The sequence below is a fragment of the Nonomuraea sp. NPDC003727 genome (assembly GCF_053586935.1).
Map to the genome: position 1 here is coordinate 61,121 of NZ_JBSFNE010000016.1, position 18,591 is coordinate 79,711.

Sequence of the window (18,591 nt, forward strand, 5' to 3'; positions counted from 1 at the left end):
GGGCTGGTGTTGCTCGCCGCCTGGGGGCAACTGATCGGGCTGCTGGCGCTGCTCGGTTATTTCCTGCTCAGCAGGCACTCGTGAGGCGCGCGCTCGCCGTGGCCGCGATCGTCCTGGCGGCCGGCGGGTGTGCGAGCCCGGCGTGGAGCGATCACGACTACGCGCTGAAGGCGGGGGCGACGGCCGAGGCCGCCGCCTCCAGCGTGGAGCTGGTACGGCTGGCCGTGGCCGGCCGCGACAAGCTCACCACCCCCTGTCTGACGATCCTCCTGACCGAGGCGGCGCGCGACCTGGGGAGCGTGAACGACCAGTTCAGCGCGGTGCAACCGCCGTCGAAGGCGGCCGACCAGGTGCGCGCCCAGGTGACGGGTCTGACCTCCGCCGCGGCCGATGAGGTGCAGGAACTGCTGATCGAGGTCAGGCGCGACGGCATCGAGGAGCCGCGGCGAGCCGTACGGAACCTGAGCGTGCTGGGCGCCGCGTTGCGGGCTTTCGGGCAGGCCCACCAGTGAAGAAGCTGTTCGGCGTGACGCTCGGCATCCTCACCGCGATCGGCGGTTTCGTCGACATCGGCGACCTGGTGGCCAACTCGCTGGTGGGCGCCAGGTTCGGGATGTCGCTGGCCTGGGTGGTGGTGGTCGGCGTCGTGGGCATCTGCCTGTTCGCCGAGATGTCAGGACGCATCGCCGCCGTCTCCCAGCGCCCGGTCTTCGACCTGGTCAGGGAGCGGCTCGGACCCCGGGCCGGGCTGGTCAACCTGGGCGCGTCCTTCGGCATCAACCTGTTGACGCTGGCCGCCGAGATCGGCGGCGCCGCGCTCGCGCTGGAGCTGGCCACCGGAATGAACTATCTCCTGTGGGTGCCCGGAGTCGGGCTGGTGGCCTGGCTGGTGATGTGGCGGGTGCGGTTCTCCACCATGGAGCGGGTCTTCGGCCTGGCCGGGCTGGCGCTGATCGTGTTCGTCGGCGCCCTGTGGCAGCTCGGCCCCGACTGGGGCGAACTGGCCCACCAGGTGACCCACCCGCCGCCCGACGAGGGCGCGCCGACCTACTGGTACTACGCCATCGCGCTGCTGGGCGCGGCGATGACGCCGTACGAGGTGTTCTTCTTCTCCTCCGGAGGCGTGGAGGAGCGCTGGACCCGCGAAGACCTGGGCGAGGCCAGAGCGAACGTGTTCGTCGGCTTCCCGCTGGGCGGGTTGCTGTCGCTGGCCATCGCCGCGTGCGCCGCCACGGTGTTCCTGCCGCTCCACATCGAGGTGGACACGCTCGGCCAGATGGCGCTGCCGGCCGGACTGGCGCTCGGGCAGGCCGGGCTGGCCGCGGTGATCTTGGGGGTGTTCGCCGCCACGTTCGGCGCCACGCTGGAGACCGCGCTGTCGTCCGGCTACACCGTCGCCCAGTACTTCGGCTGGCAGTGGGGCAAGTTCGTCAAGCCCAAGGACGCGGCCAGGTTCCATGTGACCCTGCTGCTCGCGGTGATCGTGGCCACCGCGCTGATCCTCACCACGATCGATCCGATCAAGGTGACCGAGTACTCGCTGGTCCTGTCGGCCGCCGCACTCCCCCTCACCTACCTGCCGGTCCTGATGATCGCCAACGACCCCGACTACATGGGCGAGCACGTCAACGGACGCCTGTCCAACACCCTGGGCACCGCCTACATGATCCTGCTCCTCGTGGTCGCCGCGGCGGCGATCCCGCTGATGCTCGCGACCAAGGCGGGACAATGACGGCCGCCAGGACCCTGCACGCCCAGCTCCACCTGCTCGACAGGCAGCTGGTCAGGGCGGACGACGACAGCTTGGCCGGCAAGGTCGACGACCTGGCCCTCGCCTTCGACGACCGGGGCCGGCCGTACGTGGCCGCCGTCCTGACCGGGCCGCTGGCACTCGGGCCGCGCATCGGCGGGGTGGTGGGCCGCCTGATGGTGTCGGTGACCGAGCTGTTCCGTCCCGAGGAGGACCCGGCGCCGCAGCGGATCCCCATGGAGCTGGTCTCCGACATCGGCAGCGCGATCAGGGTCGGCGGCTACCTTCAGGAAGCGGCGCTGGAACGCTGGGCGCGGGCGCACCTCATCGCTCCGCTGCCCGGCAGCGGCGCCACCTCCGGCGGGCCCGATCATCGTCCATCGCGCAGGAGCCAGCCGGTCGACGAGCTGCGCCTGGGCCCGCTCATCGGCCGCCCCGTCGCCGACGCGACCGGCGCCGTGGTGGGCCAGGTGGCCGACGTCCAGCTGAGCCAGGACGGGCCGATGCTCGGCCAGGTGCAGCACGCCCTGCGGGTCTCCGGCCTCATCGTCGTGCCGCGCAACACGGGCCAGCTGTTGGGCTACGAGCGGGGACCTGGCGGGCAGAGTCCCTGGCTGGTGCGCGTCGTCATCCGCCGGCTGCACCGCCACAGCCGCTACGTGAGGTGGGAGCAGATCGAGTCGCTGGAGCCACACGTACGGCTGGCCGTCCCGGCCGCCGACCTGGCCCCTCTGTCCAGCCTGTATCAGCCGCAGCCGCACACCTAGCCCGCCTCCTCGAACCTGACGGTACGCGAGGCGGGTGGCGCACCAGCCGGCCGTCCTTCACCGGCCCGGTCGGGACCGAGGGGTCACCAGTTGGCGGGCAGCCCCGGGGTGGCGGCAGGCAGGGCGTGGCCCGGCGGGTGGATGACGTAGACGATGCCGCCGCTGCTGGAGCTGCGCAGCCAGACGTTCTCGAAATCGGCCCTCGGGTAGATCCGGCGCACGGCGTCGTTGCTCGGCGAGGCGGGGTCGTTGGCGATCACGTCGCCGGTGGCGGTGAAGCCGACCACCACCATGATGTGGCCGTCGGTGCCGTAGCCGGCGCCGGGCAGCTCGCCCTTCTTGAACGACTGGGAGGTGATCACCGGGATGCCGGCGGTGATCAGGCGTTCCAGCTCGGTCAGCGACCGCAGCCGGGTGACGAACCCCTCCAGGCCGTAGCGGCCGGCGTAGGCGGTGTTGAACGGCCAGTTGCCCGCCCCCTGGTAGGCGTGGTCGTAGGTGTACCGGGCGGCGTGGTCCACCTCGGGGTTGGGGTCGGCGGCGTCGACCCAGGAGGTGTCCTGGGCGCTGGGCCACCTGTCCCAGTAGCCCAGCACCATCGTGGTGGAGGTCGGGCTGCACCAGGCCTGGCCGCCGCCGTCCCATTCGGGGTAGTGGCCCTGGTGGATGCTCTGGGAACGGCGGGGCACGTTCAGCTCGGTCCCCCACGCGCCGCCGCCGGGGCTGACCGGCACGGTCTTGCGCTCGGGGACGGCCGAGGCCATCGCGCCGAGCGTCTTCACCACCGGCGTCGCGGCGGAGCCTGGTGCGCGGTGCAGCGTGACGCGCAGCTGGTAGGCGGTGATCGGCTTGCCGGTCGCGGCGACGAAGGTGTCGACGGACACGGTGCCGTCGGCATCGGCCTGGCCCGGCACGGAGGTGCGGCGGATGTCGGCCTCGCCGTACGCCCACCGGCCCAGCACGTACCACGTGGTCGCCCCGGCGGCGTGACGGCCGCGCATCTCGACCTGCAGCCAGCTTCCGGGGGGTGTGTCGGCGGTCCAGGAGGCGACCAGTTCGGTGGCGGCGAAGCCGATCGGCAGCTCAGGGCCGGTCCATCGGGCGTACTCCCAGCTCCTGGTGCCCAGCGCGTCGGTGTAGGAGGTGGTCCCGGCCGGGGAGGCGAATGTCAGGGTGTCGCCGGCCGTCACACCCTCGGCGGTGCCGGAGGCGAACGCGGCCCGCTGGTAGACGACGTCCGCCGGGCCAGGTGGCGGTTTCAGCTCGGCGGCGGCGGACGGGGTGACGGTCGTGGTCAGCAGGACGGCGGAGAGGAACACGGTCAGCACGCGCATGGGCTCACCTTGGCTGGGGGACTCTCGACGTCGCAGACGGTAGAGACTCCGGCCGCATCACGCATCGGGGAGTTTACGTATTGCCACAGGCCCGCCTTGTGCCAGGAGGACAAAGAACGGCGGGCATCCGTCGTCGCGTACGCCAAAGGGCGGTGCGGGTCGCCTGGTGATACTGGCAGCATGGATCTCGAACGAGTCAAGCGCGAGGTATTCTCGCTGGTCAGCCCGCACACGCCAGGCCTGGCCGTAGGAGTGTACGCCGACGGGGCCGCGGTGCTCACGGTCGCCCAGGGGGCGGCGTGCGTGGAGTTCGGCGTACCGGTCGACGAGCGCACCCGGTTCGACATCGCCAGCGCGAGCAAACAGTTCACGGCGGCGTGCGTGCTCCTGCTGGAGCGTGACGGGAAGCTGGGGCTCGACGACGACGTGCGCAAGCACGTGCCGGAGCTGAGCCTGGAGGTGCCGGTGACACTGCGGCAGTGCCTGCAGCACACCGGCGGCCTGCCGGAGTGGTACGGGCTGCAGGCGCTGACGGGTGTGCCGCTGCCCGAGATGACCGAGCAGCGGCTGCTGGAGGTGCTGGCGGGCATCCGCAGGACGACGTTCGAGCCGGGCACCGCTTTCGCCTACTCCAACACCGGCTACGTGCTCGCGGCGGTCGTGGTCAACCGGGTCACGAACACGTCGCTGGCGCGGTTCGCGCGGGAGCGGCTCTTCGAGCCGCTGGGGATGGCCGATTCGGTGTTCAGGGACGACGCGTCGGTGCCGCTGGAGCGGCTGGCGTACGGCTATGCCAACGCGGAGGGAGAACCGCGCCGAGCCGACACCCAGGAGAGCGCCGTCGGCGACGGCGGGCTGGTGACCAGCGTGGCGGAGCTCGCGCCGTGGTTCGGCTTCCTGGCCGACGGGCGGGTGCTCGGCGCCGACCTGCGCGACCGGCTGCTGGAGCGGGGTGTGCTCGCCGACGGGACGGTCCAGCCGTACGCGCTGGGGATCTATCACGGCGACGACTGGTTCGGCCACGCGGGCGGCATGCACGGCTACCGGTCGAACCTGCTGTATCTGCCCGATCCGGGTGTCGGCATCGCGGTGCTGTCCAACCAGACGGCGATCGATCCGGTGCGGCTGTCTCACCGGCTGGTGCGGCTGCTGCTCGGCGCGGCGGAGCCGCCGAAGCCCGCGCCCGCGGCGTCGGCGCCGCCGGAGCGGCTGCACTGGCACGATCCGGCCGGGGACGGCACGCTGACCCTCGAACCCGCCGACGGGCGCCTCGTGATCGCGGACGTGGGGGCGTTCACCGCCGGCGCCGACGGACGCTGGCACGGGACAGGTGACGCCGAGGGCGCCTGGCTGGAGATCGACGGTGACCGGATGTTCCTGCGCGTCGGCCCCCCGTCGCGCCCGCCGGTCGTCTTCCACGCCGCGTCGCCGCCCTCGGACGCGCCGATGCCCGACGGCGTCTTCCACAGCCGGGAGCTCGACATCGCCGCCACCGTGCGAGACGGCCAGGTGCGCTTCGGCCGCGAGCTGAAGCTGCCGGTGACTCCCGCGCCGGGCGGAGCGTGGGAGGCCGGGCCGTTCACGCTCCGTCTCCACGAGGGCGACCTGCTGGTGAGCGGCGGCGGCCTGCGCCGGATGCGCTTCGACGGCTGATTGGCCTGGAGGACGAGGCGGGGGCCGGCGGTTTTGGCTGCCGGGTCAGTGAACAGCGGCTGTCCGGCTCCTACCGTCCGACTGTCCCCGCCCGAACCTTCCCAAGGTGGTTCCATGACAGAGGTGGTTCCATGACATCCGCGAAGGCTGCCACCGCCGCCGTCGTACTCGCGCTCGTCACCGCCTGCTCCTCCGGCGGAGCCGCGCCACCGGCCCGCGACTCCCTGGTCTGGGCCACCGCCAGCCCGCCCAACAGCCTGGACATCGCACACGGCTTCAACAACGCCTCGACCCTCATCCAGTCCGCCCTCCTCGACACGATGCTCACCCTCGACACCCGGGGCGCGCCCGCACCCCGGCTGGCGACGGAATGGACGCAGCCGGACCCGGCCACCTACCTGTTCACGCTGCGCAAGGGCGTGCGCTTCGCCGACGGCACTCCGCTGACGGCCGACGACGCGGCGTTCTCGCTGCGCCGCCACCTGGATCCGAAGGTCGCCTCGCAGGCCGCCAGCTACTTCACGACGGTCAAGCAGGTCGAGGCGGTCGGCGACGGCCAGGTCAAGGTCACGCTGAAGCGGCCGAACCCCGCGTTCCTGGCCATGGCGGCGATCGCCTGGCAGGTGACGCCGCGCAAGCTCGCCGAGGCGCATCCCCAGGACCTGGGCAGCCCCGAGGTCGGCACGATGGGCACCGGCCCGTTCAAGGTGGCGAAGTTCTCGCTCACCTCGGGCGTGGTCCTGGAGCGCAACCCGTCGTACTGGGGCCGGCCGCCCGCGCTGCGCACGGTCGAGTTCAAGACCATCACCGACCCGGAGACGCTGCGGCTGGCCGTCAGGTCGGGCGAGGTGGACGCCACCGACGGCCTCACTGTCCGTGACGCCCGCAAGTGGACCGGCCTGCCCGGTGTCAGGACGATCTTCTACCCGGGCAACAACATCGGCTACCTGTCGCTGGCGGTCACGTCGGGCCCGCTGAAGGATCTGCACGTACGGCGGGCCATCGCGCACGCGGTCAACCGCCGGGCGGTGTCGGACCTGATGACCGCCGGTCACGGCGCGCCGGCGGCGACCGTGCTGCCGGCCCCTCAGCTGGCGGCGCTGTACGGCGACAGCCTCCCGTCCCTGCCGGCCCACCCCTACGACGTGCAGCGGGCCAAGGCCGAGCTGGCCAGGTCCGCCTACCCGCAGGGGTTCGACCTGGCGGTGCCGTACGCGAGCACCGGCGACAGCGGCACGGTCATGCAGGCCGTCGCCGCCGACCTGGCCAAGATCGGTATCAGGCTCACCCTGGAGCCGAGCCCCGCCGACCAGTACCGGTCGCGGATGATGCAGCACGACCGCCTGTCGATCCAGTACGTCAACCTGGCCTACGGCACACCCGACCCGCTCGAGGTCCTGCCCGACATGGTCAGCCGCGCCGCGGCCGAGCCTGAGGGCTTCAACTTCTCCGGCTACGGCACCGCCGCCACCGACAGGCAGCTGGACGCCCTGGCCTCGGCGACCGGTCAGGACAGGAAGGCGCTGGTCACCGCGCTGCTGACGGAGGTCGCCGAGCAGGTGCCGTACATCCCGCTGTTCTCCACCGACTACGCCGTCGCGCTGAGCGAGAAGTTCACGGGCACGTTCACCACCTGGTCCGCCGACGCAATCGCCTCGCTCCGCCCGGCGGGCCGCTGAGATGGCGGTCGTCAAGCGCCTGTGCGCCGCCGTACTCCTGCTCGGGGTGCTGTCCGTGCTCACCTACGGGCTGCTCGCCGCGGCGCCTGGCGGTCCCGAGCAGGTGCTGCTCGGCGGGCGCCCGTCCACGCCGGAGACCAGGGCGGCGATCCGCGAGCAGTACCACCTGGACGACCCGTTCCCGGTCCGCTACGCACGCTGGCTGGGCGACGCGCTGCGGGGCGACTTCGGCACCTCGATCTCCTCCCGCGAACCGGTCACCGCGGTGATCGCCGACCGCCTGCCGGTGACGGCCGGGCTGGCCGGCTACGCGCTGGTGCTGACGGTCGTGGTGGGCGTGCCGGCCGGACTCGCCGCGGCGATGCGGCGCGGCGGCAGGCTGGACCAGGGCATCACGCTGACGTCGCTGGTCGCGCTGTCGATCCCGCCGTTCGCGCTGAGCATCCTGCTGCTGTACGGCTTCGCGGTCGCGCTGGGCTGGTTCCCGGTCTTCGGCGCCGGCGACACCCCGATGGAGCGCATCGTGCACCTCACGCTGCCCGCGATCGCGCTGGCCACCGGGCAGGCGGCGATCGTCGTCAGGCAGATGCGCGCCGCCGCGCTCGACCTGGCCGCGCAGGACTTCCTGACCTTCGCCAGGGCGCGCGGGCTGCCCAGGCGGCGGGTGTGGGTCAGTTACGCGTTGCGCAACGCGGCGCTGCCCGTGCTGACCGTGGGCGGGCTGCTGCTGGCGGCCAACCTGACGGGCTCGGTCTTCGTCGAGCAGGCCTTCGGGCTGCACGGGCTGGGCGCGCTGCTGGTCGGCGCGGTCGGCCAGAAGGACATCCCGGTGGTGCAGGCGCTGGTACTGCTCGGCGGCGCGATCGTGATCGTGGTGAACCTGCTGATCGACCTCGCCTATGTGGCCGTCGATCCCCGGGTCAGGCACAAGGCGGCCGCGGCATGAGGGCGATCCTGTTGACTGTCCTGAGCCTGGCGGCGGTGGCCGCCGTGGCCGGCTCGTGGCTGGCGCCGTACGATCCGGCGGCGCAGGATCTCGCGCTCGGCGCGGTGGGGCCGAGCGCCGCGCACTGGCTGGGCACCGACGACCTGGGCCGCGACGTGCTGTCGCGGTTGCTGGCCGGTGCCGGTTCGGCACTGATGTGGCCGGTGCTCGTCGCCGTCTGCACGACGCTGCTGAGCACGACGCTCGGGCTGCTGGCCGGCTACCGGCTGGGCTGGGTGGACACGCTGCTCATGCGCGCGGCCGACCTGGCGATCGCGCTGCCGGGCATGCTCGTGCTGATCGTCGTGGTCGGCGTGGTCGGCGGCGGGTACGGCTGGGCGGTGCTGGCCATGGCGGTGCTGTTCACGCCGGGCGACATCCGGGTGATCCGCAGCCTCACCCTCGCCCAGCGCGAGCTGGCCTACGCCGAGGCGGCGCGCACGCTGGGCCTGCGCCCGTCGCGGATCATGTTCAGGCATCTGCTGCCGAACGTGGCGCCCACCGTGGTGGCCAACACGCTGTTGAGCTTCGTGGCGGCGCTGGTGGCGCTGGCGGGCCTGTCGTTCCTGGGTGTCGGCCTGCCCGCCGGCACGCCCGACTGGGGCCTGATGGTCGAGGAGAACCGCGGGCTGCTGGACCTGAACCCGTGGGCCTCGATCGCGCCCGCGGCCCTGATCACCGTGGTCGCGTGCGCGGCCACCCTGCTGGGCGACCGCGCGTTCGAGTCGCTGTCGAAGGGAGGCCTGCGGTGAGGATCTCCGAGCTGCGTGTCTCAGGGTCCGGCCTCATCGTCGACGGGGTGGACCTGGAGGTCGCCCGCGGCGAGATGGTGGGCCTGGTCGGCGAGTCCGGCAGCGGCAAGTCGCTCACCGCGCGGGCGGCCGCGGGCCTGCTGCCCAAGGGGTTGCACGCCACCGGCTCGATCACGCTCGACGGCCGGGAGCTGCTCGGAGCGCGCGAGCGGGTGTTGCGCTCGGTGCGCGGGACCCGGGTGAGCCTGCTCATGCAGGACCCGTTCGCCGTGCTGAACCCCCTGCGGACGGCTGGGGCCCACGTCGCGGAGTCGTTGCGGGGGCGCAGGGACCGGGCGGAGGTGCTGCGCCGGCTGGCCGAGGTGGGCATCGACGATCCTGCCGCGGCCGGGCGCTACCCGTTCCAGCTGTCGGGCGGCATGCGGCAACGGGTGGCGCTGGCCGCCGCGCTGGCGGCGGACCCGGAGCTGCTGATCGCCGACGAGCCCACCACCGCGCTGGACGCCAGTACGCAGCACGAGATCCTCATGCTGGTCAAGGGGATCCAGCGGGCGCGCGGCATGGGTGTCCTGCTGATCACCCACGACCTGCGGGTGGCCTTCGAGCTGTGCGACCGCGTGGCGGTCATGTACGCCGGACGCATCGTCGAGCAAGGACCCGCCGCGGGGATGGGCAGCACGCCGGCGCATCCGTACACGGCGGGACTGCTGGCGGCCGTGCCGACGGTCGAGCGGCGGCTGCCCCGGCTGACCGGCATCAGGGGCAGCGTGCCCGCCGCGGTGGAGGTGACGGAGACGTGCGCGTTCGTCTCCCGCTGCGACCAGGCGGCGCCCGAGTGCGCGCACGCCCGGCCGCCGCTGCGCGAGCTGGGCCCGGACCGGCTCACCGCCTGCCTGCACGAGGTGCGCCCGCGGATCCGCGCCGAGGACGGTCCGCTGGACCACCGCCGGGTCGCCGCCGACCAGGTGCTGCGCGTCACGGACCTGCGCAAGACCTACGGCTCGCACGTCGCGCTGGGCGGCGTCTCCCTGCACGTCGACCGTGGCGAGACCGTCGGTGTCGTCGGCGGTTCAGGCTCGGGCAAGACCACGCTGGCCCGCTGCGTGCTGGGCCTGGTGCGGCCGGACTCGGGCACGATCGAGCTGGCCGACCCGGTGCGGCCACGGCATCGGCTGGTGCAGTGCGTCTTCCAGGACCCGTCGACCTCGCTCAACCCTGCCTTGACGGTCGGCGCCACGCTGGCGGAGGCGGCGGCGCAGGGCCCGGCGGAGGGCGGGCACACCGTGGCCGAGCTGCTCGAGCTGGTGGGCCTGCCCGCCGCGTACGCCGACAGGAGGCCGGCCGGGTTGTCGGGCGGCGAGCGGCAGCGGGTGGCCATCGCCAGGGCGTTGTCCGTGCGGCCGGAGCTGCTGATCTGCGACGAGCCGGTGGCCTCGCTGGACGTCTCGGTCCAGGCACACGTCCTGGAGCTGTTGCGGGAGGTCGGCACCAGCATGGTGTTCGTCACCCACGATCTGGCGGTCGTCAGGCAGATGGCCGACCGGCTGGTGGTGCTCTCGCGCGGCGAGGTGGTGGAGAGCGGCGACACGGCGGAGGTGCTCGACGCCCCTGCGCACGCCTACACGCGCAGGCTGCTGGCCGCCGTACCCGCCAAGCCCTGATATTTCATCCATTCGTACATAGCGCCCGCGATGGCGGGCAAGGGAGCCTATCGCCATGCATGACCTGCTGCTTCGCGACGGGACCGTCCATGACGGGCTCGGCGGACCGCCGCGACACGCCGACGTCGCGATCGCCGACGGGCGCGTGGTCGCCGTCGGCCCCAACCTCGGCCCGGCCCGCCGTGTGATCGACGTCTCCGGCCTGCTCGTCAGCCCGGGATTCGTCGACCCGCACAGCCACTCCGACACCGTGCCCTTCCTGGAGGAGCCGCAGCCGTTCAAGCTGCTGCAGGGCGTGACCACCGAGATCGTGGGCAACTGCGGTTTCTCGTGCGGCCCGACCCATCCGGAGACGATGGGCTTCATGCCCGCCGAGCTGGCCGGGGCGGCCTTCACCACGCTCGGCGAGTACCTGGACGCCGCCGAGGCGGCCGGGCCGAGCAACAACCTGGCCGTGCTCGTCGGGCACAACACGCTGCGCCTGGCCGCGGCGGGGATGAGCGCCAGGATCACCCCGGATGGGCTGGCGCGCATGTGCGAGCTGGCCGCGCAGTCCTTCGAGGCCGGCGCGGTGGGACTGTCGAGCGGCCTGGAGTACGTGCCCGGCGCCTACGCCGACCTCGACGAACTGGTCGCGCTCGCGCTGGTGGCCAAACGCTGGGACCTGCCGTACGCGACACACATGCGCAGCGAGAGCGAGGGCCTGGCCGACGCGCTGGACGAGGCGATCGCGGTGGCGCGGCGGGCCGGCATCCGGCTGCAGGTCTCGCACTGCAAGGCCTCGGGGCGAGCGGTGCACGGCGCCTCCGCGATGATGCTGGACAAGCTCGCCCAGGCCCGCCGCGCGGGCGTGGACGTACGCGCGGACGTCTACCCCTACCTGGCCTTCGGCACCATGCTGGTCGCGGTGCTGCCGCCGATCGCGTGCGAGGGCGGCGAGCAGGCGCTGCTCGAACGGCTGGCCGACCCGGCCCAGCGCGCGGCGCTGCGCGCGCTGGCCGAGAGCCCTGACACGGGCACCGGCGTCGGGTTCTGGCGCGAGCTGCACGCCTCGGACGTGCAGATCCTCGTCCACAACGACCCGGGCATCGAGGGCAGGCGGCTGGCCGACCTCGGCGGCGACCCGTGGGAGGCGCTGTGCGATCTGCTCAGGCTGGACCCGCAGGCCTCCGGCGTCTTCCACACCATGCACGAGAAGGATCTCGCGGCGTTCCTCGCCGACCCGCTGGTCTCCATCGGCTCCGACAACGGACCTCCGGTCGGCCCCAATCATCCGCGCACTTTCGGCACCTTCCCCACCTACCTCGGCACCTACGTCGAGAAGGACGACATGCCTGAGGCGATCCGCAAGGTCAGTTCCGCCGTCGCCGCCCAGTTCGGCCTGGCCGGGCGCGGCTGGCTGGGGCCGGGCGCGGTCGCCGACCTCTGCGTCTTCGACCCGGACACGATCGGCCACGCGGGCACCTACGAGCGGCCCGACGTACGGCCGACGGGCGTCGAGCACGTCTTCCTGGCCGGGCATCAGGTGATCGCCGGCGGCGAGTTCACCGGCGGCAGGCACGGCCGGATGCTCAGGCGGGGCGCCCGGTGACGGCGCGCGGGCGGATCACGCTCGGCGTGCTGATCGACAGCCTCGGCCCCGACGTGGTGCGCCCGCTGGCGCTGCCGCACGGAAGGGGACCGCTGGTGGGAACCCCGGTCATCTACGACCCCGAAGGGCCGCAGGCCGGGCTCGACGGCACGGTCCTGCTGGTGACCGGCCGCCCCTCGGCGGAGATCCTGGCCCGCGCGGGCGAGAGCGGGGTGGCCGTCGTCGTGGTCAAGCCGGGCACCTGCGACGAGCAGGCACTGACCACCGCGGCCGAGGCGGCGGGCACGGCGCTGCTCGCCGCGCCGCCCGAGCTGTCCTGGGGCCAGCTCTACACGCTCGTCGACACCCTGCTCGCCATGGTCGCCCCGGCCGAGGATCCTGGCGCCACCCGGGCGGCCGACCTGTTCGTGCTGGCCAACGAGGTGGCCGTCCGGGTGGGTGGCGCGGTGGCGATCGAGGATCTGGCGATGCGGGTGCTCGCCTACTCCACGGTCGAGGGCCAGCGCATCGACGAGCTGCGCAAGGAGGGCATCCTGGGCCGCCGGGTGCCCGAGCACCCGACCAACGCCGAGGAGTACGCGATCGTCCTGCGCGCCGACGGGGTGGTCTGGAGCTACGAGCCGCGCGAGTTCTATCCCCGCCTGGCCATCGCGATCCGGGCGCACGGCGAGGCGCTCGGCACGATCTGGGCGGTGCAGGCGGACGAGCCGCTGGCTCACGACGCCGCCGCGGTGCTCGCGGAGGCGGCCGCGGCCGCCGCGCCGCACCTGGCGCGCATCAACCTCGCCGCCGACGCGGCGCGGCGCCGACGGGACGAGTGCCTGGGCTGGCTGCTGCGCGGCATCGGCGCGGTCGACGAGCTGGCCACCTCCTTCGGCCTGCTGCCGAGCGAACCGGTGACGGTCGTGACTCTGGGCCCCTACGCGGGCTCGGCCGACGCCTTCGCCGCCGCGCACGCCGCCGACCTGCTGCGTACCGCGTATCTGGCCTACCGGATCAGGGCCGCGACGGGCGTGGTCGACGGCCGCGCCTACGCCATCGCCGCGGCCGAGGCGTCCGCGCCGCTGCTGCGCAGAATCACCGTGGACACCCTGGCCAGGGTGAGCGAGCGGCTGGGCGGCGGCTGGCGGGCCGGCATCGGCCGTACCGCCGCCTCCGTCGCCGCCGTGCCCGCCGGCGCGCGCCAGGCGGAGGAGGCGCTGCGCGCGGTCTGCGGGCCGTTCGCCCAGGAGCTGGCCGGTTCGCACGAGGACCTGTCCACGCCGCTGTTCCTCATGGACGCGGAGGTCGCGCTGCGGCCCAAACCCTCCCTGTCCGGCGAGCCGCTGGCGCTGATCGCCGCGCACGACGCCAGGCACGGCACCCAGTACGTGCACAGCCTGGCCGTCTGGATCGGCGCCCACTACGACGTGCCACGCGCGGCCGAACTGCTGTCGCTGCATCCCAACACGCTGCGGTACCGGCTGCGCAAGGTCGGCGAGATGATCGCGCTGGACGACCCGGACACGCGGCTGGTGCTCGCCCTCCAGCTCAGGCTGAACGGCGCCACAACGCGGACCGGTTGAAGTTCGGCGTGGACGCCAACGCCCCGGGCGGCGCGCGCCGCGATGCTGAGTTCCATGGCCGAACACCTCATCATCCGTCCCCTTCACGGCACAGGGGCACTGCAGCGTGCCGACCGACTGTTGCGCGAGGTCTGGGGCACCAGACGCGGTGACGACCCGCCGATGCTCCTCGACCTGATGTGCGCGTTCGCCCACACGGGCGGATACGTGGGCGGCGCCTTCCTCGACGAGGAGCTCGTCGGGGTGGCGGCAGGTTTCCTGGCGGCCGACCACAGCCTGCACTCGCACGTCGCGGGGGTGGCCGCCAAGGCGCGTGGACGTGGTGTGGGCCGGGCGCTCAAGGAGCACCAGCGGGCCTGGGCGGCCGAGCGCGGGCTCGTCGCCGTGTCATGGACGTTCGACCCGCTGGTCAGGCGCAACGCCTTCTTCAACCTGACCCGCCTGGGTGCCCAGGTCCGTGGCTACCTGCCCGATTTCTACGGTCCGATGAGCGACGGTATCAACGACGGCGGGCCGTCCGACCGGCTGTTCGTCACCTGGCCGACCGAACAGGCCGCTCCCCCACCGGTCCCGGAGGGCGACGGGGTGGTGGTGGTGGACGAGACGGGCGCCGTACGGGACGCCGGGGGCGCGCCGCTGCTGCGCTGCGCGACCCCTGCGGACGTCGAGTCGCTGCGCGCGGCGGACCCGGCGGCGGCCGGGCGGTGGCGGGCGGCGCTGGAGAGCGGGCTCGGCGGCGCGCTCGAGCAGGGCTACCGGGTCACCGGCTTCACCCGCTCCGGCTGGTACCTGCTCGCCCGCGGAGGTGCCGCGTGAAGCTCGAGGCCGTCGAACTGCGCGAGGTCGCGTTGCCGCTGGTGAGCCCGTTCCGTACCTCGCTCGGCACCCAGACGGTGCGCACCGCGCTGCTCGTGCGGGTGCTGAGCGACGAGGGCGAGGGCTGGGGCGAGTGCGCGGCCGAGGACGAACCGACGTACAGCCCTGAGTACCTCGCCGGGGCCGCCGACGCGATCAGGCGGTTCATGGTCCCGGCGCTGGCCCCGCTCGACCTGGACCCGGCGGCGGTCGGCCCCGCGCTGCGGCACCTGCGCGGGCACCCGATGGCCAAGGCCGCCGTGGAGACGGCGGTGCTGGACTGCTGGCTGCGGGCCCGCCGCACGAGCCTGGCCGCCCACCTGGGAGGGGTACGGCGGCGCGTGCGCGTGGGCGTCTCCGTGGGCATCGCCGAGACCGTCGACGCGCTGCTGGACACGGTCGACCGGCATCTGACCGCGGGCTACGCCAGGATCAAGCTGAAGATCGAGCCCGGCTGGGACCTCGAGCCGGTCAGGGCGGTGCGCGAGACGTTCGGCGCCGGAGTGATGCTCACCGTCGACGCCAACACCGCCTACCATCCCGGCGACCTCAGGCACCTGGCGAAACTCGACGCATACGGGCTGGCGCTGGTCGAGCAGCCCTTCGCCCCTGACGACCTGCGCGCGCACGCCGCGCTCGCCGCCCGCATGGACACACCCGTGTGCCTGGACGAGAGCATCACCAGCGCGCGCGACGCCGCCGAGGCCATCAGACAGGGCGCCTGCTCGATCATCAACATCAAGCCGGGCCGCGTCGGCGGCTACCTGGAGGCGCGCCGCATCCACGACCTGGCCGAGGCGAACGGCGTGCCGGTCTGGTGCGGCGGCATGCTGGAGACCGGCCTCGGCCGGGCCGCCAACCTGGCGCTGGCCAGCTTGCCCGGATTCACGCTGCCGGGCGACATCTCCGCCACCGAGCGGTACTACCACCGCGACATCACCCGCCCGTTCGTGCTGGACGGCGGCGAACTGCCGGTTCCGGACGAGCCCGGCCTCGGCGTGCTGCCCGAGGAGGCGGATCTGGAGGCGTGCACGACGGCGGTGGACACGGTGAGCTGCCGACGTTGAACCCGCACCGGTCGAGCTCGGTGGCTGCGCGAAGCCGGCGCGGACCCGTGCCGGGCGCGCTCGGGACCGCCGCCACGTGGGCGCCGGTCGTTGACATCACGGGCGGGCGCCGTGAAAGTGGCGGGCGTGGAAGACATCGTCGCCGTCGTGACAGGGGCCGCGCGCGGCATCGGCCGGGGCATCGCCCTCGTGCTGGGTGAAGCCGGCGCCACCGTCTACGTCACCGACCGCGAAAGCCGCGACCAACGCCACTCCGACCTGCCCGGCACGGTCGAGGACACCGCCGAGCAACTGACCGCGCGCGGCGGCCACGGCATCCCCGTGCGCGTCGACCACCGCGACGACCAGGCCGTCGAGGCGTTGTTCGCCAAGGTGGCCGCCGATCACGGCGGGCTGGACCTGCTGGTGGCCAACGCCTGCGACGGCAACGCGCTGCCGTTCGCCGGCGGGCCGTTCTGGACCCTGCCGCTCGACCACTGGCGCAACATGATCGACGTCGGGGTCCGCAGCCATCTCGTCTCGGCCTGGCACGCCGCCCCGCTGCTGATCGAACGGCGGGGCCTGGCCGTCCTGACCGGGTACGCCGATCCCGACGCCGAGGTGATCGCCGGCCATCTGTTCTACGACCTGGCCATGACGAGCGTCAGCCGCCTGGCCCGTTCCCTCGCCCACGACCTGCGCCCGCACGGGGTGACCGCGCTGGCGGTCTCACCGGGGTTCACCAGGACCGAGGCGATCGTCGCGGCGCTCGGCGACGACTTCCAGGGCGGCGACCCGGTGGAGTTCCCCGGCCGGGCCGTGCGGGCCCTCCTGGACGATCCGGACGTGCGGCGGCACGCGGGGCGCACGATCCCGGTGGCGGAGCTGGCCCGGGAGTACGGCTTCACCGCCTGACCAGGCAGTGTGTGGCACCCACGTGACGGGCGTGCATTTTGCACTTTTCCCGATGCGATCCGCATGACGTCAGGTGCACACGACACTACCGACAGCTATCGGCCGGCGCAAAAATCATGGCATGACGGAAATCAAGCCATTCACGATCGAGATCCCGCAAGCCGATCTCGACGATCTGAAGGACCGGCTGCGCCGTACCCGGTGGACCGAGGAGCTGCCCGCCGAAGAGCTCGACGGCGTTCCGGCGGCCGGACCGGTACGGCCGGGCTGGCAGTACGGCGTGCCGCTGTCCTACGTGCGCGACCTGGTGACGCGGTGGCGCGACTCCTTCGACTGGCGCGAGCAGGAGGCCAGGCTCAACCGACACCCGCAGTTCAGCACGGAGATCGACGGGCAGACCGTCCATTTCGTCCATGTGCGCTCGGACAACCCGCAGGCCACGCCGCTGATCCTCACCCACGGCTGGCCGAACACGTTCGTGGAGTACCTCGGCCTGGTCGAGCCGCTGTCACGGGAGTTCCACCTGGTCATCCCCTCGATCCCCGGATTCGGCTTCTCCGGGCACACCAGGCGGCGCGGCTGGGACGCCACACGGGTGGCCGCGACCTGGGCCGAGCTGATGCGGCGACTCGGCTACGCACGCTACGGCGTCCACGGCAACGACGCCGGCGCGATCATCGCGCCCGTGCTCGGCCGGATCGACCAGGACCGGGTGATCGGCGTGCACGTGAACCAGATCTTCTCCTTCCCCTCCGGTGATCCGGCCGAGTTCGCCGGCCTCACCCAGGCGGACCTGGACTATCTGGGGTTCCTGCAGTCGTTCGTCGAACACGCGATCCACGACAAGGCGCAGAGCGCGCAGCCGCAGACCCTGGCGCACGCGCTGGCCGACTCGCCCGCCGGCCTGCTCGCCTGGATCGGGCAGCTGCTCGGCGACGCCCTCGACCCCGACGACGTGCTCACCATCGCCTCGATCTACTGGTTCACCAACACCGCGGCCTCCTCGGCCCGTTTCTACTACGAGAACGCGCACACGCCGCAGCCCACCGAGCCCACCACGTTCCCTCTCGGGCTGGCCGGTTTCGCCTACGACTTCCGGCCGGTCCGCGCCTTCGCCGAGAGGGACCACAAGAACATCACGTCGTGGAACGAGTACGACCGGGGAAGCCACTGGGCCGCCCACGACGCGCCCGACCTGCTGGCCGACGACATCCGCGCGTTCTTTTCCACCTTTTCCACGATGGGAGACAAGGCATGAGCCGGCCGATCCTGGAGCAGGCGCACGACGCGCTCCGCACCGCCGTCCAAGGGGTCTCCGACTGGACCGCCCCGACTCCTTGCTCGGACTGGAACGCCACCCAGGTACTGCAGCACGCCGCGGGCGACCAGATCGCCTTCGCCGCGTTCCTCACGGGAGGACCGGGACCGTCGGAGAACCCGTTCGCCCCGTCGGGAAGGCTCGACGCCTCGCCCCAGAGCGTGCTGGAAGAGGCGCTCACACTTTCCGCGGACGCCTGGGCCGGCATCTCGCCCGACGCCGAGGAGGTCCCGGTCCCCCTTCCGCCGAACAAGATGCCCGCCAAGCTCGGCGTGGGCGCCTGCGCCCTCGACGCCGCCGTGCACGCCTGGGACATCGCCATGGCGAGCGGCGCCCCGTCCCCACTCACGCGGGAGCTCGCCCGCGAACTCCTCCCTGTGGCCCGCCAGATCGTCGAGCCCCTGCGAGCCTTCGGCGCCTACGCCGCCGCGCTCCCGCCCCGGCCGGGCGACGACGACACCGCCACCCTCCTTCGCTACCTGGGTCGCCACCCCGAACCGGAAGGACGTTGACCACGAGCAACCAACTCCCCGTCACCTCCGACCGCTAGGTCCCGCACGGCGGCGGCGCCGGGATCAGCGCCGCCGCCCCCTCCCGCTCTCGATGTGGTACGGCGGGCGCCGCGAAGGCTGTTCGGGCTGCTTAGGGGGCGGGCTGCCGGACGGCCGGGCACCGTCCCGCCCACCACACGCGCGCCCGCCGGGGAACCGCGCAGGTCAG

General features: G+C 72.9%; 16 protein-coding genes. 15 read left to right on the forward strand and 1 reads right to left on the reverse strand.

Going from position 1 to position 18,591, the window contains the following annotated elements; translation table 11 throughout:
• The first annotated feature begins 80 nt into the window (after positions 1-80).
• The 3 genes from ACWDLG_RS34215 to ACWDLG_RS34225 are packed head-to-tail and all read left to right on the forward strand — an operon-like array spanning position 81 to position 2,517.
• The gene (locus tag ACWDLG_RS34215) at positions 81-512 is read left to right on the forward strand and encodes a hypothetical protein (RefSeq protein ID WP_449928129.1); all 432 of its coding nucleotides are present in this window, start codon (positions 81-83) and stop codon (positions 510-512) included.
• Positions 509-1,732, forward strand: coding sequence for an NRAMP family divalent metal transporter (locus ACWDLG_RS34220; RefSeq protein ID WP_449928131.1), 1,224 nt, complete (start codon positions 509-511; stop codon positions 1,730-1,732). The genes ACWDLG_RS34215 and ACWDLG_RS34220 overlap by 4 nt, the downstream gene beginning before the upstream one ends.
• Complete coding sequence (locus ACWDLG_RS34225; RefSeq protein WP_449928133.1) at positions 1,729-2,517, forward strand: hypothetical protein; 789 nt, start codon at positions 1,729-1,731, stop codon at positions 2,515-2,517. The genes ACWDLG_RS34220 and ACWDLG_RS34225 overlap by 4 nt, the downstream gene beginning before the upstream one ends.
• Before the next feature lie 83 nt (positions 2,518-2,600).
• Here the strand turns inward: ACWDLG_RS34225 and ACWDLG_RS34230 are convergent, their stop codons facing one another.
• Positions 2,601-3,851, reverse strand: coding sequence for a C39 family peptidase (locus ACWDLG_RS34230; RefSeq protein WP_449928135.1), 1,251 nt, complete (start codon positions 3,849-3,851; stop codon positions 2,601-2,603).
• Positions 3,852-4,031: 180 nt separating this feature from the next.
• Between ACWDLG_RS34230 and ACWDLG_RS34235 the strand changes: the two genes are divergently transcribed.
• The 12 genes from ACWDLG_RS34235 to ACWDLG_RS34290 all read left to right on the forward strand — a co-directional run bounded on the left by ACWDLG_RS34235 (position 4,032) and on the right by ACWDLG_RS34290 (position 18,383).
• Positions 4,032-5,504: a serine hydrolase domain-containing protein gene (locus ACWDLG_RS34235; RefSeq protein ID WP_449928137.1), complete on the forward strand. Its 1,473-nt coding sequence runs from the start codon at positions 4,032-4,034 to the stop codon at positions 5,502-5,504.
• Positions 5,505-5,635: 131 nt separating this feature from the next.
• The gene (locus ACWDLG_RS34240) at positions 5,636-7,183 is read left to right on the forward strand and encodes an ABC transporter substrate-binding protein (protein WP_449928139.1); all 1,548 of its coding nucleotides are present in this window, start codon (positions 5,636-5,638) and stop codon (positions 7,181-7,183) included.
• Position 7,184: 1 nt separating this feature from the next.
• Complete coding sequence (locus ACWDLG_RS34245; protein ID WP_449928141.1) at positions 7,185-8,129, forward strand: ABC transporter permease; 945 nt, start codon at positions 7,185-7,187, stop codon at positions 8,127-8,129.
• Positions 8,126-8,920, forward strand: a complete 795-nt coding sequence (locus ACWDLG_RS34250) for an ABC transporter permease (protein WP_354912715.1) — start codon at positions 8,126-8,128, stop codon at positions 8,918-8,920. The genes ACWDLG_RS34245 and ACWDLG_RS34250 overlap by 4 nt, the downstream gene beginning before the upstream one ends.
• Positions 8,917-10,581 (forward strand): oligopeptide/dipeptide ABC transporter ATP-binding protein, encoded by a 1,665-nt coding sequence (locus ACWDLG_RS34255; RefSeq protein WP_449928144.1) that lies wholly within the window; start codon positions 8,917-8,919, stop codon positions 10,579-10,581. The genes ACWDLG_RS34250 and ACWDLG_RS34255 overlap by 4 nt, the downstream gene beginning before the upstream one ends.
• 55 nt (positions 10,582-10,636) lie before the next feature.
• Entirely contained in the window at positions 10,637-12,172 is a 1,536-nt protein-coding gene (locus tag ACWDLG_RS34260; protein WP_449928146.1) for an N-acyl-D-amino-acid deacylase family protein, read from the forward strand.
• Between the two features lie 26 nt (positions 12,173-12,198).
• Complete coding sequence (locus ACWDLG_RS34265; protein WP_449928148.1) at positions 12,199-13,737, forward strand: PucR family transcriptional regulator; 1,539 nt, start codon at positions 12,199-12,201, stop codon at positions 13,735-13,737.
• A gap of 54 nt (positions 13,738-13,791) precedes the next feature.
• Positions 13,792-14,553: a GNAT family N-acetyltransferase gene (locus ACWDLG_RS34270; RefSeq protein WP_449928150.1), complete on the forward strand. Its 762-nt coding sequence runs from the start codon at positions 13,792-13,794 to the stop codon at positions 14,551-14,553.
• Positions 14,550-15,659, forward strand: a complete 1,110-nt coding sequence (gene menC / locus ACWDLG_RS34275; RefSeq protein ID WP_449928152.1) for an o-succinylbenzoate synthase — start codon at positions 14,550-14,552, stop codon at positions 15,657-15,659. Before ACWDLG_RS34270 ends, menC begins: the two co-directional genes overlap by 4 nt.
• A gap of 126 nt (positions 15,660-15,785) precedes the next feature.
• Positions 15,786-16,553, forward strand: coding sequence for an SDR family oxidoreductase (locus tag ACWDLG_RS34280; RefSeq protein ID WP_354912727.1), 768 nt, complete (start codon positions 15,786-15,788; stop codon positions 16,551-16,553).
• 121 nt (positions 16,554-16,674) lie between these two features.
• Positions 16,675-17,811, forward strand: coding sequence for an epoxide hydrolase family protein (locus tag ACWDLG_RS34285; protein ID WP_449928155.1), 1,137 nt, complete (start codon positions 16,675-16,677; stop codon positions 17,809-17,811).
• The gene (locus ACWDLG_RS34290; protein WP_449928157.1) at positions 17,808-18,383 is read left to right on the forward strand and encodes a TIGR03086 family metal-binding protein; all 576 of its coding nucleotides are present in this window, start codon (positions 17,808-17,810) and stop codon (positions 18,381-18,383) included. Before ACWDLG_RS34285 ends, ACWDLG_RS34290 begins: the two co-directional genes overlap by 4 nt.
• The last annotated feature ends 208 nt before the right edge of the window (positions 18,384-18,591 follow it).

Coding starts and splice junctions, on each gene's coding strand:
- ACWDLG_RS34235 (WP_449928137.1), top strand. CDS start 4,032: ATGGATCTCGAACGAGTCAAGCGCGAGGTATTCTCGCTGGTCAGCCCG.
- ACWDLG_RS34230 (WP_449928135.1), bottom strand. CDS start 3,851: ATGCGCGTGCTGACCGTGTTCCTCTCCGCCGTCCTGCTGACCACGACC.
- ACWDLG_RS34270 (WP_449928150.1), top strand. CDS start 13,792: ATGGCCGAACACCTCATCATCCGTCCCCTTCACGGCACAGGGGCACTG.
- ACWDLG_RS34250 (WP_354912715.1), top strand. CDS start 8,126: ATGAGGGCGATCCTGTTGACTGTCCTGAGCCTGGCGGCGGTGGCCGCC.
- ACWDLG_RS34240 (WP_449928139.1), top strand. CDS start 5,636: ATGACATCCGCGAAGGCTGCCACCGCCGCCGTCGTACTCGCGCTCGTC.
- ACWDLG_RS34260 (WP_449928146.1), top strand. CDS start 10,637: ATGCATGACCTGCTGCTTCGCGACGGGACCGTCCATGACGGGCTCGGC.
- ACWDLG_RS34225 (WP_449928133.1), top strand. CDS start 1,729: ATGACGGCCGCCAGGACCCTGCACGCCCAGCTCCACCTGCTCGACAGG.
- ACWDLG_RS34245 (WP_449928141.1), top strand. CDS start 7,185: ATGGCGGTCGTCAAGCGCCTGTGCGCCGCCGTACTCCTGCTCGGGGTG.
- ACWDLG_RS34285 (WP_449928155.1), top strand. CDS start 16,675: ATGACGGAAATCAAGCCATTCACGATCGAGATCCCGCAAGCCGATCTC.
- ACWDLG_RS34290 (WP_449928157.1), top strand. CDS start 17,808: ATGAGCCGGCCGATCCTGGAGCAGGCGCACGACGCGCTCCGCACCGCC.